Annotated in this window: 1 protein-coding gene; it reads left to right on the top strand. The window is 70.6% G+C overall.

Annotated elements, in window-relative coordinates:
- Nucleotides 1-45: 45 nt before the first annotated feature.
- The gene (locus LKD76_RS02265) at nt 46-16,545 is read left to right on the top strand and encodes a type I polyketide synthase (RefSeq protein WP_227979258.1); all 16,500 of its coding nucleotides are present in this window, start codon (nt 46-48) and stop codon (nt 16,543-16,545) included.
- The last annotated feature ends 4 nt before the right edge of the window (nt 16,546-16,549 follow it).

Consider the following 16,549-nt stretch of genomic DNA (forward strand, 5'->3'; position numbering starts at 1 on the left):
ACGTCCGAATACACGGCGCCGGCTGGGCGAGACAGAGGAATTCCCATGGTCGAACGAGCGAATGACATCGCTATCGTCGGAATGTCGTGCCGGATGCCCGGCGCTGCCGATCTCGAGCAGTTCTGGCGACTGCTGCGCGAGGGGCGCGATGCCATCGGATCGGCCCCCGGCGACCGTCCGGGCATCGGTGAGACGGCCGGATTCCTGGAGTCGGCAACGGAATTCGACGCCGACTTCTTCGGTGTGCCGCCGAACGAGGCGCGGGTCCTCGACCCGCAGCAGCTGCTCGGCCTGGAGCTGAGCTGGGAGGCGCTCGAGGATGCCGGATTGGGCGATCACTCCGCGCTGCGGGCCGGGGTGTTCCTGGGATGCACCGGCACCGACTTCGCCGAAATGGCGGCGTCGCGGGGTGAATCCGGCATCGGCCGGCATTCGCTGTGGGCGGTCGGGCGCGGTGTCGTCGCCAACCGCATCTCGAACCACTACGGCTTCACCGGCCCCAGCCTGGTCGTCGACAGCGGTCAATCCTCCTCGCTGGTCGCGGTGCATCTGGCGAGTGAATCGATTCGGCGCGGCGAATGCGAGGTGGCCCTGGCGGGCGGGTTGAATCTCATCCTCTCGCCGCTCGGCGGTGAGCGGTACGAGCAATTCGGCGCGCACTCGGTATCGGGCAGGTGCTACACCTTCGACGAACGCGCGGACGGGACCGTCCGCGGTGAGGGCGGCGGCATGATCGTCGTCGAATCACTGGCGCGCGCGGTCGAGCACGGGCACCGGATCTACGCCGTCATCCGCGGCAGCGCCGTCAACAACGGCAACGATCGCCAGGTGCTGAGTGCGCCGAGCGCCGCGGTTCAGTCGGCGGTCATCCGCGCCGCCCTCGCGGCGGCCGAGGTGGACGGCGGCTCGGTGCACTATGTCGAGCTCCACGGCACCGGCACCCCGGCGGGTGACCCGGTGGAGGCGGCCGCACTGGGCGAAACCTACGGTGCGGCGCGCCGAGCCGACGAGCCACTGGCCGTCGGCTCGGTGAAAACCAACATCGGTCACCTGGAGGGTGCCGCGGGTATCGCGGGACTGATCAAAACCGTCCTGTGCCTTCGGCACCGCGAGCTGGCGCCGAGCCTCAACTTCCGGGCGCCCAATCCACGAATCGACCTCGACGCCAACCGGTTACGGGTGCAGACGAGCGCGCGGCCCTGGCCCGCCGCGGCGCTACGGCGTGCGGGTGTGTCGTCGTTCGGCATGGGTGGCACCAACGCGCACGTGATCATCGAGGAGGCGCCGGCGGCGGCGCCCGCCATCGAAGCGACGACATCGGCGGTGGCAGGGGATGATTCGCTGCCGGTCGCGTGGATGCTGTCGGCGCCGAGTCCGGAGACGTTGCGAGACCAAGCCGTTCGGCTGCGTGAATGGTCGGCGGCGCATCCGGATATCCGGGTCGCCGAGGTGGCGTATTCGCTGTCGCGCACCCGCACGCCGCTGGCCTGCCGGGCCGCGGTAGTGGGGCGTGACCTCGCCACGATCGGCGCCGGGCTGGCCGCGCTGGCCGATCCGGAGGGCGAGTCGGCCGAGATCGAGTCCGGTGCGGTGACCGGTCGCGCCGCGCCGCGCCGCGTGGTGTTCGTGTTCCCGGGGCAGGGGAGCCAGTGGGCGGGAATGGGCGCGGAGCTGCTGGCGGCGGGCGGGGTGTTCGCCGAGTCGATCGCGGAGTGCGAGACCGCGCTGGCTCCGTTCGTCGATTGGTCGTTGACCGAGGTACTGCGGGGAGAACCGGGGTCCGCGTCACTGGAGCGGGTGGATGTCGTGCAGCCGGTCCTGTTCGCGATGCTGGTGTCGCTGGCTCGATCGTGGCAGGCCGCAGGCGTGCAACCGGCCGCGGTGGTCGGGCATTCGCAGGGTGAGATCGCGGCCGCGGTCGTGGCGGGCGGTCTGTCCCTGTCCGACGGCGCCCGGGTGGTGACCGCCCGGTCGCGGGCCGTGGCGGAGGTGATGGCGGGCTCCGGCGCGATGGCATCGGTCGGGCTGCCCGTGGGCTCGGTGGCGGACCGGCTGGCGGCATTCGAGGGTCGACTGTCCGTAGCCGCTGTGAACGGTCCGGGACAGACCGTCGTATCGGGCGTCGCCGCGGCGATGGACGAGTTCTTGGCGCGGTGCTCCGCGGACGGCGTGTGGGCGAAGCGGATTCCGGTGGACTACGCGTCGCATTCGGCCGCGGTGGAACGGATCCGGGATCGGGTGCTGGCCGATCTGGCGCCGATTCGCCCCGGAACCGGTTCGGTTCCGTTCCTGTCCACGGTCACCGCCGACTTCGTGGACACCGCCGAGTTGGACGCAGCCTACTGGTACCGCGGATTGCGGGAACAGGTGCGATTCGCCGAGGCGATCGAAGTATTGCTGCGGTCGGAGCCGACCGCATTCGTGGAGACGAGCCCGCATCCGGTTCTCGTGTCGGCGATCGAGTCGACGGCGGAATCGGTGGGCGCCGACCGGACGGCGACGATCGGCACCCTGCGGCGCGGCCACGGTGGACCCGACGAGTTCGCCACCGCGCTGGCCCGCGCCTACTGCTCCGGCGTCGACACGGTGGCGGAGGTGCTGGCTCCGCCCGCGCCTCGCGTGGACCTGCCGACCTATGCCTTCCGGCGCCGCCGGTGCTGGACGCCGGAGGCCACGGCGGGTCCGGCCGATGTGGGCCGCGTCGGGCTGATCGCGACCGATCACCCGATACTCGGGGCAGCGGTACCGGTCGCGGGCCGCGACGAGTGGTTGTTCACCGGCCGTCTCGCACCCGAAACCCACCCCTGGCTGGCCGACTATCGGCCGGCGGGTTCCGCGGTGGTGCCCGCGGCGGTCTGGATCGAGGTCGCGCTGAGCGCCGGTGCGCAGGTGGGCTGCGCGGCGGTCGAGGAACTGCGAGTCGAGGCAGCACTGCCGTCCAGCCTCGCGGCACTGCATATTCAGGTGAATATCGCGGCGCCCGACGAGCGCGGGCGCCGCGTCTGCACCGTCCACGCCCGGCCCGATTCCGACACCGTGGGCGCGGTCGCCCGGTGGCAGCTCTGCGCGACCGGTGTGCTCACCCCACAGCCGCAGGGCGTGCCGTCGTGGGCGAACGTGCAGTGGCCCTCGCTGGGGATCGAGGAAGACACGGCCGGCGCGCTCTACGACCGGTTGGCCGCCCGCGGATTTCGCTACGGGGTGGCATTTCAGGGCGTCACCGCGACCCGGCAGCGGGCGCACGATGTGCTGGCCGATGTGTCGCTCGACGAGACGGTCGGCGATCGTGCGGCCCGGTTCGTGATTCATCCGGCGCTGCTGGACGCGATGACCCACGCGGCGGCGGACCTGCTCGCCGTGGGGGAGGGCGCTCGTAGCATCGCGATACCGCTGCGGTTCAACGGCATTCGGCTGTATCGCGCGGGCGCGACGGTGGCTCGGGTCCGCATCGACCGACTCGGCGAGGCCACCTTCCGGGCGACCGCGGTCACCGAGGACGACGAGCCGATCCTCACCATCGAGTCACTGGTCGCCCACCCGGTCGAGGTGGCCGGCCAGGTAGCGGCCGATCCACGGCCGGCGGCAGACGCCGAGCCGATCCGGCGGCGCCGCGCGGCGGCGGAGGGACCGCTGGCGGCACGACTGTCCGCACTTCCGGAACAGCGCCGCGACGCGCTGGTGCTCGGCATGGTGGCGGAGGCGGCCGCGGCGGTTCTCGGCCACGAATCGTCCGATGCCATCGACCCCGATCTGCCGTTCACGGCATTCGGCTTCGACTCGGTCAGCGGAGTTCAACTGCGCGACCGGTTGGTGCGGGTCACCGGGGTGGCGCTGCCCACCACGCTCATGTTCGATCACCCGACGCCGAGTGCGGTTGCCCGGCTCGTGCGCGCCCGTGCGGAAGGAGTGGAACTCGTCGCGGCGCGGCCGGTTCGGCAGCACCACTCCGAGGAGCCGATCGCGATCGTCGGAATCGGCTGTCGCTTCCCCGGCGGTGTCGGATCGGCCGAGGAGTTGTGGGACCTCGTCGCCGGGGAAGTCGACGCGATCACTCCGTTTCCGACCGACCGCGGCTGGGACCTCGAGCGGCTGTTCGATCCGGACCCGGACAAGCCGTCGACCGTCTACACCCGCGAAGGCGGCTTCCTGAACGATCCGGGTGCGTTCGATGCGGCCTTCTTCGGTATCGGCCCGCGCGAGGCCGCCGCGATGGACCCGCAGCAGCGGCTGACGCTGGAGGTCGCCTGGGAAGCGTTGGAGCACGCGGGAATCGATCCCACCGCATTGCGCGGCACCGACACCGGGGTCTTCATGGGTGCCGGATCCTCGGGCTACTCGCGCGCGGTGACCGGCGAGTACGAGGGCTTCCGCCTGACCGGAACCTCTCCCAGCGTCATCTCCGGTCGCGTCGCCTACCTGCTCGGGCTCGAGGGCCCCGCGGTCACCATCGATACCGCGTGTTCGTCGTCGCTGGTCGCGCTGCACCTGGCCTGTCAGGCATTGCGCCGGGGCGAGGCGTCGATGGTCCTGGCCGGTGGTGTGAGCGTCGCGGCGAGCCCGTCGCTGTATGTCGATTTCTCCCGGCAGCGAGGTCTGGCCGCGGATGGGCGGTGCAAGGCGTTCGCCGCCGCCGCCGACGGCGTGACCTGGTCCGAGGGAGTCGGCGTCCTGGTGGTCGAACGGCTGTCGGATGCGCGGCGTCTCGGTCACGATGTGCTGGCGCTCGTGCGCGGCAGTGCGATCAACCAGGATGGCGCGAGTAACGGTTTGACCGCGCCGAACGGTCCGTCGCAGGAGCGGGTGATCGCGGCCGCGCTGGCCGACGCCGGCGTGGTGGCCGCGGACGTGGACGCCGTGGAGGCGCACGGTACCGGGACGACGCTGGGTGATCCGATCGAAGCCCAGGCGCTGATCGCGGCGTACGGAGCCGATCGGGTACGGCCGCTGCGAATCGGCTCGGTCAAGTCGAATATCGGCCATGCCGTCGCGGCGGCGGGCATCGGCGGAGTGATCAAGATGGTGGCCGCGCTGCGGCACGAGACGCTACCGAAGACGTTGCACATCGACGCACCGACACCACATGTGGACTGGTCGGCGGGGTCGGTGCGCCTGTTGACGGAATCGGAGCCGTGGCCGGCCGGTGACCGGGTTCGGCGCGCGGGTGTCTCGTCGTTCGGCATGAGCGGCACCAACGCGCATCTGATTCTGGAAGAGGCGCCGCCGGTCGAATCCACTGTCGCCGAACAGGATACGGATGTCGACCGGTTGGCCGACACGGCCTGGGTGGTGTCGGCGCGAAGTCCGGAGGCATTGCGGGAGCAGGCGGTCCGGCTCGCGGAATGGCTGGATTCGCGGGACGCGGTGGAGGTGGCGGAGGTGGCGCACTCCTTGCTGCGGCACCGGGCGCAGCTGGAATGGCGTGGCGCGGTTGTCGGGCGAGAACCGGGCGATCTGATATCCGGGTTGCGCGGCATCGCGGAGATGCCGCGCCCCTCGTCCGATGGGCTCGGAGTCGTGGTGGGCCGCGCGGCGACGCGCCGGGTGGCCTTCGTATTTCCCGGCCAGGGCGGCCAGTGGCCCGGAATGGCGGCGGAATTGCTCACTGCGAGCGCGGTGTTCGCCGATGCGATCGCGGAATGTGAAGCGGCGCTGGCACCGTTCGTGAATTGGTCGCTGACGGCGGTGCTGCGCGGCGAGCCGGGAGCAGCGTCGCTGGAGCGGGTGGATGTGGTGCAGCCCGCCTTGTTCGCGGTGATGGTGTCGCTGGCGGGGGTGTGGCGCGCGAGCGGGGTCGAACCGGCCGTGGTGATCGGGCACTCACAGGGTGAGATCGCGGCAGCCGTGGTGGCGGGCGGGCTTTCGCTGTCGGAGGGGGCGCGAGTGGTGGCGCTGCGCTCCCGCGTGGTCGCCGAACATCTGGCCGGGGACGGTGGCATGGCGTCGGTGGGTTCGTCCGCCGAGACGGTCGCGCAGCGGCTGAGCGGGTTCGGCGGCCGGCTGTCTATCGCGGCGATGAACGGCCCCGGTCAGACGGTGGTGTCGGGAGAGGCGACGGCGGTCGACGAATTCTTGGCGGGCTGTGCTGCCGACGGTGTCTGGGCCCGGCGAATTCCGGTGGACTACGCATCGCATTCGCCTGCGGTGGAATCGATTCGGGATCGGGTGCTGGCGGAGCTGGACGCGGTCACACCGACCGCTGGTTCGGTGCCCTTCTTCTCGACGGTGTCCGCGGAGTACATCGATACCGAAACGCTGGACGCGTCCTACTGGTACCGCGGTCTGCGCGAGCCGGTGCGATTCGCGGAATCGATCGAAAAGCTCCAGCGCGCGGGCGTGAACGCGTTCGTCGAGGTGAGCCCCCATCCGGTGCTGACGATGAGTGTCGAATTGACCGCGGGCGCCATCGGCATGGCCGATCGGGTAGTCGCCGTCGGCACCCTGAAGCGCGACCGGGGCGGTCCGGAGCAGATCACCTCGGCACTCGCGCAGGCGCACTGCGCCGGGATCGAGGTGTCGGCGCGAGCGCTGGCTCCGGCCGCCGCCCGGGTGGATCTGCCCACCTACGCGTTCGCGCACGAGCGGTACTGGCTGCGGCCGAATACCGTGCCGGACGTCTGGCAGTCGGGACTGGAGGACGCCGGTCATCCACTGCTGGGCGCGATGGTGCGGGTGCCGGATTCCCCGGAAGTGCTGTTCACCGGGAGGCTGTCACGCGGTAGTCACGGGTGGCTGGGCGACCACGCGGTGTCGGGTGTGGTGCTGGTGCCCGGCGCCGCCCTGGTGGAACTGGTCCTGCACGTCGGATCGGTGGTGGAATGCCCGCGACTGGCCGAGTTGGTGATCGAGGCGCCGCTGCCGCTGCCGCCCACCGCGGCCGTGGAGTTGCGGGTGGTGGCGAGCGGCGCCGACCCCGCCGGCTTCCGCTCCGTCTCGGTGTATTCCCGTGTGGAGGAACAACAGTGGGTGCGCCACGCGGTCGCGTCGATGACACCTGAGGCCGAGACGCCCGGCGATGCGAGTGGGGCGAGCTGGCCGCCGGTCGGCGCGACCGCGGTCCCGATCGATGACGCCTATGCCGAGCTGGCGGAGCTGGGCTACGAGTACGGACCGGTGTTCCAGGGGCTGACCGCGCTGTGGCGACGTGACGGCGAGGTGTTCGCGGAGGTCGCGCTACCCGAGCTCGCTCGTTCCGCGGCAGCGCAATTCGCGCTGCATCCGGCATTGCTCGATGCCGCGTTGCACGCTGTGCTGCTGGGTGGCATGGCCCCCGCCACCAGGGTCGGGGAGGTCGCGGTTCCGTTCTCCTGGCAGGAGGTCGCGCTGTACGCGACTGGTGCGACCGTGCTGCGCGTCCGGGCGGTGGCGTCGGGGCCGGCCGATGACCGGATCGCGCTGACCCTCGCTGATACCGCCGGCACGGTGGTGGCCGAGGTCGGGGCACTGATGCTGCGCCCGATGCCGACCGATGCGCTGATGGCAGGCCGGCCGCGGACCGACGGCAATGGATATTCCATCGATTGGGTCGTGGCGGCGGAGACCGAGCCCACCGCGCCCGCAGTCTGGAGTCGCGGCGAGGACGGTGAAACCGTCGCCGTCGGCGATCTGGACGCGACGGTGATCCGCGTGGACGAGGTGGACGTCGCGGGCGACACGGCGGCGACGGTGCGCGCGGTGGTGACCGATCTCGCGGCCCGGGTGCGACGGCTGCTGACGCGAGACGGGCTGATCGTGGTGACGACCCGCGCGGCGATGGGAGTGCATCCCGGGGCGCCCGTGGATCTGCCCGCGGCCGCGGCGTGGGGTCTGCTGCGCACCGCGCAGAGCGAGCACCCGGACCGCATTCTGCTTGTCGACGTGGATGATTGGGCCGGCTACCGACAGGACGTGGCACGAGCCCTGGCCTTGGGTGCCGAGCCCGAGGTGGCGCTGCGCTCCGGCACTGCCTACGTTCCGCGTCTGCGGCGCGGCGTCGGCGATACCGTGCGGGCCGGTGACGTGGTGCGGGACAAGGATTGGACGCTGACCCATCTCGGCCGGGGCACGCTGGCCGGCGACAACCTGGCGCTGACGGAAACGTCGGCCGGATCGCGAGCGCTCGAGCCCGGTCAGGTCCGGGTCGGCGTGCGCGCGGCGGGGGTGAACTTCCGCGACGTGCTCGTCACGCTCGGCATGTACCCGGACGCGACGGCGACGATCGGTGTCGAGGCTGCTGGTGTGGTGGTCGAGGTGGCTCCGGATGTGTCCGAGTTCGCGGTGGGCGACCGGGTTTTCGGATTCGTCGCTGGTGTCGGTTCGGTGGCGGTGGTTGATCGGCGGTTGCTGGCGCCGATGCCGGTGGGTTGGTCGTTCGCGCAGGCGGCGTCGGTGCCGGCGGTGTTCGCGACGGCGTATTACGCCTTGGTCGACCTTGCTGCGGCGCGGTCGGGTGAGACGTTGTTGTTGCATGCGGCGACTGGTGGTGTGGGTATGGCGGCGGTGCAGTTGGCGCGGTATCTGGGGTTGCGGGTGTTGGCGACGGCCAGTGAGCCGAAGTGGGATGTGTTGCGTGGCTTGGGTTTCGGTGAGTCGGAGATCGGTGATTCGCGGAGTCTGGGTTTCGAGGGGAAGTTTCTCGGGGTTACCGGTGGTCGTGGTGTGGATATCGTGCTGGATTCGCTGGCGGGTGAGTTCGTGGACGCGTCGTTGCGGTTGCTGCCGCGCGGCGGCCGCTTCATCGAATTGGGTCTGACCGATCTGCGTGACCCGGCCGAAGTGGCGGACGCACACCCGGGGGTGCGCTACGAGAGCTTCGTACTGCCGGAGCTGGCGCCCGATCGGCTACACGAGATATTGACCGCTGTCGCGGCACTTTTCGAGTCCGGCGTGCTCACCCACTCGCCGATCACGGCGTGGGATGTGCGACAGGCGCCGGAGGCGTTCCGGTATCTGGGTCAGGCTCGTCATGTCGGTAAGAACGTGTTGACGGTGCCGGCGCCGTTGCGGGTGGATGGGACGGTGTTGATCACCGGTGGTACCGGTGGGTTGGGTGCGGTGGCGGCTCGGCACCTGGTCTCTCGGTACGGGGTGCGCAATCTGGTGCTGGTGAGCAGACGCGGACCCCAGGCTCCGGGGGTGGCCGCACTGCGGGCCGAGCTGCTCGGCCTCGGCGCCCGGGCCGAGGTGGTCGCGTGCGACGTGGCGGATCGAGATGCGCTGGATGCGGTGCTGGCGTCGATTCCGGCGGATCGCCCGCTGACCGGAGTCGTCCACGCGGCGGGGATGTTGTCCGACAGCCTGTTCGACACGATGAGCCCGGAGCAGATCGCGGCGGTGTTGCGGCCGAAGGTGGACGCGGCGTGGAATCTGCACGAGGCGACCGAGCATCTGGATCTGTCGATGTTCGTGCTCTACTCCTCGATCGCGGGTGTGATCGGCAACCCCGGACAGGCGAATTACGCCGCCGCCAATGTCTTCCTCGACGCGCTCGCCCACCAGCGAACCGTCACCGGTCTGCCCGCGACCTCCATCGCATGGGGGCTGTGGCAGGAGGGCACCGGTATGACCGGCGCCCTCGGTGCGGCCGATATCGCCCGGCTGCGGCGAGCGGGGTTCGCGCCGCTCGGCGACGAGGACGGCATGGCATTGTTCGACGCCGCCCTGGCGGGTGGCGCCGGCGAATTCGTCGGCGTCCGGCTCGACCGGTCCGCGATGGCCGAAGCCGGGTCCGGACACACTCGACCGATCATGCGCGGCCTGATGCGGCCGTCGCGTCGCCGGGCGGACAGTGCGGCGGCCGACTCGCCGAAGTTGGCCGCGCAGCTGCGCGATCGCTCGGCGGACGAGCGGGACCGCTTCGTTCTCGACATGATCCGTGCCCAGGCCGCCGCTGTGCTGGGTCACGCCGGCGCGGACTCGATCGCCGTGGACAAGCCGTTCCGCGACATCGGATTCGACTCGCTCGGCGCCATGGAGTTCCGCAACCGGCTGGCCGAGGCCACCGGTCTGCAATTGCCGTCCACCCTGGTATTCGACTATCCGACCGCGACGGCGATGGCGAAGCTGGTGCAATCGCTGATCGCCCCACCTGTCGCGGACACGCCCGTCGAGCGCGGTCCGAGCCGCGCCTCGGCGGATGACCCGATCGCCATTGTCGGCATGAGCTGCCGGTTCCCCGGTGGTGCCTCGTCGCCCGAGCGGCTGTGGGAGCTGCTCGCGTCCGGTGTCGACGCCACCGGCGACTTCCCCTCGGATCGCGGCTGGGAGCTGGACCGGCTGTTCGACCCGGACCCGGATCGGCCCGGCACCTCGTACACCCGGCGCGGCGGATTCCTCGACGACGCAGGCGATTTCGACGCGGGCTTCTTCGGTATCGGCCCCCGCGAGGCCGCCGCGATGGATCCGCAGCAGCGGCTGCTGCTGGAAGCGTCGTGGGAAGCGTTCGAGGATGCCGGAATCGACCCGACGACGCTGCGCGGCAGCGACACCGGTGTGTTCGTCGGGGCCAGCTCGTCCGGCTACTCCGATCGGGTCACCGGTGAGCTGGAGGGGTATCGCCTCACCGGCACCACACACAGCGTGATCTCCGGCCGGGTGTCCTACGTCTTCGGGTTCGAGGGGCCCGCCGTCACCATCGACACTGCCTGCTCGTCGTCGCTGGTCGCACTGCACCAGGCGTGCCGGGCACTACGGCTGGGCGAGTCGGCGCTGGCGTTGGCGAGCGGTGTCTCGGTCGCGGCCAGTCCCTACCTCTATGTGGATTTCGCGCGGCAGCGCGGGCTCGCGGCGGATGGGCGCTGCAAGGCGTTCTCCGCCGCCGCCGACGGTGTCGCCTTCTCCGAGGGCGTCGGTGTGCTGGTGCTGGAGCGACTATCGGACGCGCGGCGTCTCGGTCACGACGTGCTGGCGCTGGTACGCGGGACGGCGGTGAATCAGGACGGCGCGAGTAACGGTCTGACGGCGCCCAACGGCCCGTCGCAGGAGCGGGTGATCGCGGCGGCGTTGGCGGATGCGGGTGTGGCCGCCGCGGATGTGGATGCGGTGGAGGCGCACGGCACCGGCACCACGCTCGGGGATCCGATCGAGGCCCGGGCCCTGATCAACGCCTACGGCGGTGATCGCGACCGGCCACTGCACATCGGGTCGATCAAATCGAATATCGGGCATACCATCGCGGCGGCGGGCGTGGGCGGCGTCATCAAGATGGTGCAGGCGCTGCGGCACGAGATGTTGCCGGAGACATTGCACGCGAAAGAGCCGAGTCCGCACGTGGATTGGTCGGCGGGCGCGGTGCGGGTGCTGTCGCAGGCGCGGCCGTGGCCGTCCGGCGACCGGGTCCGGCGGGCGGGGGTGTCGTCGTTCGGCATCAGCGGGACCAATGCGCACGCGATTCTGGAAGAAGCACCGGCGATCGCACCGGCACCGGTGGCCGCGGTGACCGAGGATTCGTCTCCGGTGGCGGTGCCCTGGCTGGTGTCGGCGAAGTCCGAGTCGGCCCTGCGCGCGCAAGCGGATCGGTTGCGGCAGTGGGTACTCGACCATCCCGAGGCCCGGGTAGCGGATATCGCCTCCGCCCTGGCTACCTCGCGGGCCCGGTTCGATCGGCGCGGCGCGGTGGTCGGTCGTGATCGAGACGAGTTGCTCGCCGGGCTGGCCGATCTCGCGGCCGGCGCGCCGGGGGTCATCGAGGCGGGCGCCGGATCGGGCCGGACCGCCTTCCTGTTCACCGGGCAGGGTGCGCAACGCCCGGGCATGGGCGCCGGACTGTACGCGGCCTTCGACCCGTTCGCGGCGGCGTTCGACGAGGTCTGCTCCCATATCGACCCGCTACTCGGCCGGTCGCTGCAGGAGTTGGTATTCGACCCCGACGGTGCGGCGCTCCTGGATCGCACCGAGTACACCCAGCCCGCGCTGTTCGCGTTCGAGGTCGCGCTGTTCCGATTGACGGAGTCCTTCGGAGTGGTCCCGGATGTGCTGATCGGACATTCGATCGGGGAACTCGCCGCCGCGTATGTCGCGGGAGTCTGGACGTTGCCGGACGCGTGTGCGCTGGTGGTGGCACGCGGACGGTTGATGGGCGCACTGCCCGGAGGCGGGGCGATGCTCGCGGTGGCGGTGCCCGAGGAACGGGTGGCCGCAGTACTCGCCGGAACCGGCGGCCAGGTGTCGACGGCCGCGGTCAACGGCCCGGCATCGGTGGTGCTGTCCGGCGATGCGGCCGCCATCGACGAGATCGCCGCGGGCTTCGCCGCCCAGGGCGTCAAGACCTCGCGGCTGCGCGTGAGCCATGCGTTCCACTCGGCGCTCATGGAGCCGATGCTCGACGAATTCCGCCGCATCGCACAGGGCCTGACCTATCGGCCGCCGACTCTGCCCATCGTGTCCAACGTATCCGGGGCACAGGCCGGGGCCGAGTTGACGGATCCGGAGTACTGGGTGTCACAGGTGCGCGGGGCTGTCCGCTTCGCGCCGGGTGTCGACACGCTGGTAGGCGCCGGAGTGCGGCGCTTCCTGGAGATCGGGCCGGATGCCGTGCTGGCCGCGATGGTTCGGCAGTGCCTGGCGCAGAGCCCGGCCGTCGAGTCCGAGGCCACGGTGGTCGCGGCCGCCCGGCGTGGGACCGAGGAAGCCGTCCAGTTCGTCTCCGCCCTGGCGTGGGCCGATGCGGTCGGACTGCCGGTGGACCGGACGGCGCTGGTCACCGGACCCGCCGAGAATCGGATATCGCTGCCCACCTACGCGTTTCAGCGCCGTCGGTACTGGCTGGCACCGGCCGGGGGCCAGGACGTGTGGCAGTCGGGACTCGACGCCGCCGGGCATCCGCTGCTCGGTGCGATGGTAGGTCTGCCCGATTCCCAGGATGTGGTGTTCACAGGCAGGTTGTCCCGAGCCGGGCATCCCTGGCTGGCCGATCATGCCATCGCCGGCGTGGCGTTGCTCCCCGGCGCGGCCTTCGTGGAACTGGTCCTGCACGTGGGGTCGACGGTCGGAGCCCCACAGCTGGCGGAACTGGTGATCGAGGCGCCGTTGCCGGTGTCGCCCGCCGGAACCGTCGAACTGCGAGCGGTGGCGAGCGGCCCCGATGAATCCGGAGCCAGGACGGTATCGGTGTACTCGCGATCCCGCGCGACCGGTGACAACGATTCGGCCGACGCGGATTCCGCTCCCTGGGTTCGCCACGTGACCGCCACGGTCGTGGCCGGGCCGGACTCCGCCGGAGACGTCTTCGGAACCGACGCCGCTGCGATGAGCTGGCCGCCCGCCGGAGCGGCGGCGGTCGAGATCGATTGGTATCCGCAGCTGGCCGAGCTGGGCTACGAGTACGGTCCGGCCTTCCAGGGCCTGACCGCGCTGTGGCGGCGTGAGGGCGAGGTGTTCGCCGAGGTCGTGCTGCCGGAGGCAGCCCGATCGGCGGGCGTGGAATTCGATCTGCATCCCGCGTTGCTGGATGCCGCACTGCACGCGCTGCTCCTGGGCGGGCTGGTTCCGGCCACCCCGTCCGGCACGATCGCCGTGCCGTTCTCCTGGGAGGACGTCGCGCTGTACGCGACGGGTGCGACGGCCGTGCGGGTGCGCGCGACCGTATCGGAGGCGGGCTCGGGCGCCGAGCGAATCACGGTGTGGCTCACCGATTCCACGGGCGCGCCGGTGGCGCGGATGGGCGCGTTGACATTGCGCCCGCTACCGGTGGCGGCGCTGGGTGCGGCGCCGGACCGGTCCGGCGCCGCCGGGTACGGCCTGGACTGGATCACCGTCCCGGTACCGGCGCACAACGACTCCGCCGTCTGGAGCCCTTTCGAGGAGGACGAGGTCGTGACGGTGTCCGGCCGTGCGGTGACGGTGGTGCGACTGCCCGGCACGGTACCCACGGCGAGTGTGCCTGCGGCGGTGCGAGATTCGGTGATCGCGTCGGCTGGCCGGGTGCGGGACCTGCTCGACCAGGATCGCCTCGTCGTCGTCGTGACCCGGCAGGCGGTGGTGGTGCATCCCGGCGAGTCCGTGGATCTGGCCGCCGCGGCCGTGTGGGGTCTGCTGCGCAGCGCGCAGAGTGAGTACCCGGACCGGATCCTCCTCGTCGATGTCGACTCCTGGGCGGACTATCGCGACGGTGCGGTATCGGCCGTGAGCATCGGAGACGAGCCGCAGCTGGCCGTGCGCCGGGGGACGGCGCACGCGCCGAGGCTGCAGCGTGTCGACGGTGCTGGCCGCGATGTCGGGATCGGCTCGGAGCTGGTCGGGGTGGTGGGATCGGACTCCCGGGACTGGGCGTTGAGTCTGCTCGGCAAGGGAACCCTGGCGGCGGAGAACTTCGGCCTGCGCGATCATCCGGCGCCGTTCGCATCGCTGGGAGCGGGTCAGGTCCGGGTCGGTGTGCGTGCGGTGGGCCTCAACTTCCGGGATGTACTCGTCGCGCTCGGTACCTATCCGGATCCGGCCGCCCGCATCGGTGTCGAGGCTGCCGGTGTGGTGGTCGAGGTGGCTCCGGATGTGTCCGAGTTCGCGGTGGGCGACCGGGTTTTCGGATTCGTCGCTGGTGTCGGTTCGGTGGCGGTGGTTGATCGGCGGTTGCTGGCGCCGATGCCGGTGGGTTGGTCGTTCGCGCAGGCGGCGTCGGTGCCGGCGGTGTTCGCGACGGCGTATTACGCCTTGGTCGACCTTGCTGCGGCGCGGTCGGGTGAGACGTTGTTGTTGCATGCGGCGACTGGTGGTGTGGGTATGGCGGCGGTGCAGTTGGCGCGGTATCTGGGGTTGCGGGTGTTGGCGACGGCCAGTGAGCCGAAGTGGGATGTGTTGCGTGGCTTGGGTTTCGGTGAGTCGGAGATCGGTGATTCGCGGAGTCTGGGTTTCGAGGGGAAGTTTCTCGGGGTTACCGGTGGTCGTGGTGTGGATATCGTGCTGGATTCGCTGGCGGGTGAGTTCGTGGACGCGTCGTTGCGGTTGCTGCCGCGCGGCGGCCGCTTCATCGAGATGGGCATGATCGACCGGCGTGACCCGGCCGAGGTCGCGGCCGAACATCCCGGCGTGCACTACCACGGCTTCATGCTCATGGACGTGGATCCGGACCGGTTGCGCGAGATCCTCCGGTCCCTGGTCGAGCTGTTCGAATCCGGGGTACTGACTCATTCCCCGATCACGGCGTGGGATGTGCGACAGGCGCCGGAGGCGTTCCGGTATCTGGGTCAGGCTCGTCATGTCGGTAAGAACGTGTTGACGGTGCCGGCGCCGTTGCGGGTGGATGGGACGGTGTTGATCACCGGTGGTACCGGTGGGTTGGGTGCGGTGGCGGCTCGGCACCTGGTCTCTCGGTACGGGGTGCGCAATCTGGTGCTGGTGACCAGACGCGGACCCGACGCCCCCGGAGCCGGTGAACTGTGCCACGAACTGCGCGCGCTCGGCGCGCGGGTGGAGGTCCTCGCCTGCGACGTGGCGGATCGAGATGCGCTGGATGCGGTGCTGGCGTCGATTCCGGCGGATCGCCCGCTGACCGGAGTCGTGCACACCGCCGGGGTGCTGTCCGACGGCCTGCTCACGGGCCTGACATCGGAGCAGATCGCGGCGGTGTTGCGGCCGAAGGTGGACGCGGCGTGGAATCTGCACGAGGCGACCGAGCATCTGGATCTGTCGATGTTCGTGCTCTACTCCTCGATCGCGGGTGTGATCGGCAGTGCGGGACAGGCGAATTACGCCGCCGCCAATATGTTCCTCGACGCGCTCGCACAGCACCGGCACGCGATCGGCCTGCCCGCGACGTCGATGGCCTGGGGACCGTGGCAGGAGAGCACCGGGATGACCGGTGGTCTCGGCGACGCCGACTTCGCCCGCTGGCGCCGGGAAGGTTTCGTCCCGGTGACCGCCGAGGACGGTATGACGCTGTTCGATACCGCGCTGGCGACAGGGAGACCGGCGTTCGCCGCGGTACGCCTGGACCGGAGTGCGCTGGACGAGCTGGGCCGTACCGAACTGCGGGCGGTCATGCGCGGCTTGGCGCGGCCGCCGCGCCGCCGGGTGAGCAACCCCCAGGGCGGGTCACCGAATCTGTCGGCACGGCTGACCGGACGGTCGACGGCCGAGCAGACCCGCATCGTTCTCGACGTGATCGGGGCTCAGGCGGCGGCGGTACTCGGCGACGACGACGCGGACTTCATCGCGGCGAACAAGGCGTTCAGCGATATCGGATTCGATTCGCTCGGCGTCATGGAGTTCCGCAACCGGCTCAAATCGTCGCTCGGCGTGCCGGTGTCGGCGACCGCGATGTTCGACTATCCGACCCCGGCGGCCCTGGCCGAATTCCTGCGATCGCAGCTCGTGCCCGCCGACGACGCCACCGAGCGGATCTCCGCGGAGCTCGAATCGCTGTCGCGCAGTTGCGCGGCGGCCGATATCTCGCCGGCGGACCGTGCGGAACTCGCGAACCGAGTGCTGGCGCTGTGGCGTGAGCTCGACGGCGGCGAGCTCGTCGCCCCCGAACCGGACACCCCGCCCGCCGGCGTGGACCGCGAGGACACGGCACACGCCATCGCCTCCGCGGACGACAGCGAACTCTTCGACTTCATCGACAACCTCAGCTGACTTG

The organism is Nocardia spumae (genome assembly GCF_020733635.1).
In the GTDB taxonomy this organism is placed as follows: domain Bacteria; phylum Actinomycetota; class Actinomycetes; order Mycobacteriales; family Mycobacteriaceae; genus Nocardia; species Nocardia spumae.

Excerpts from the sequence above, each read along its gene's own strand:
- LKD76_RS02265 (WP_227979258.1), top strand. The coding sequence starts at position 46 with ATGGTCGAACGAGCGAATGACATCGCTATCGTCGGAATGTCGTGCCGG.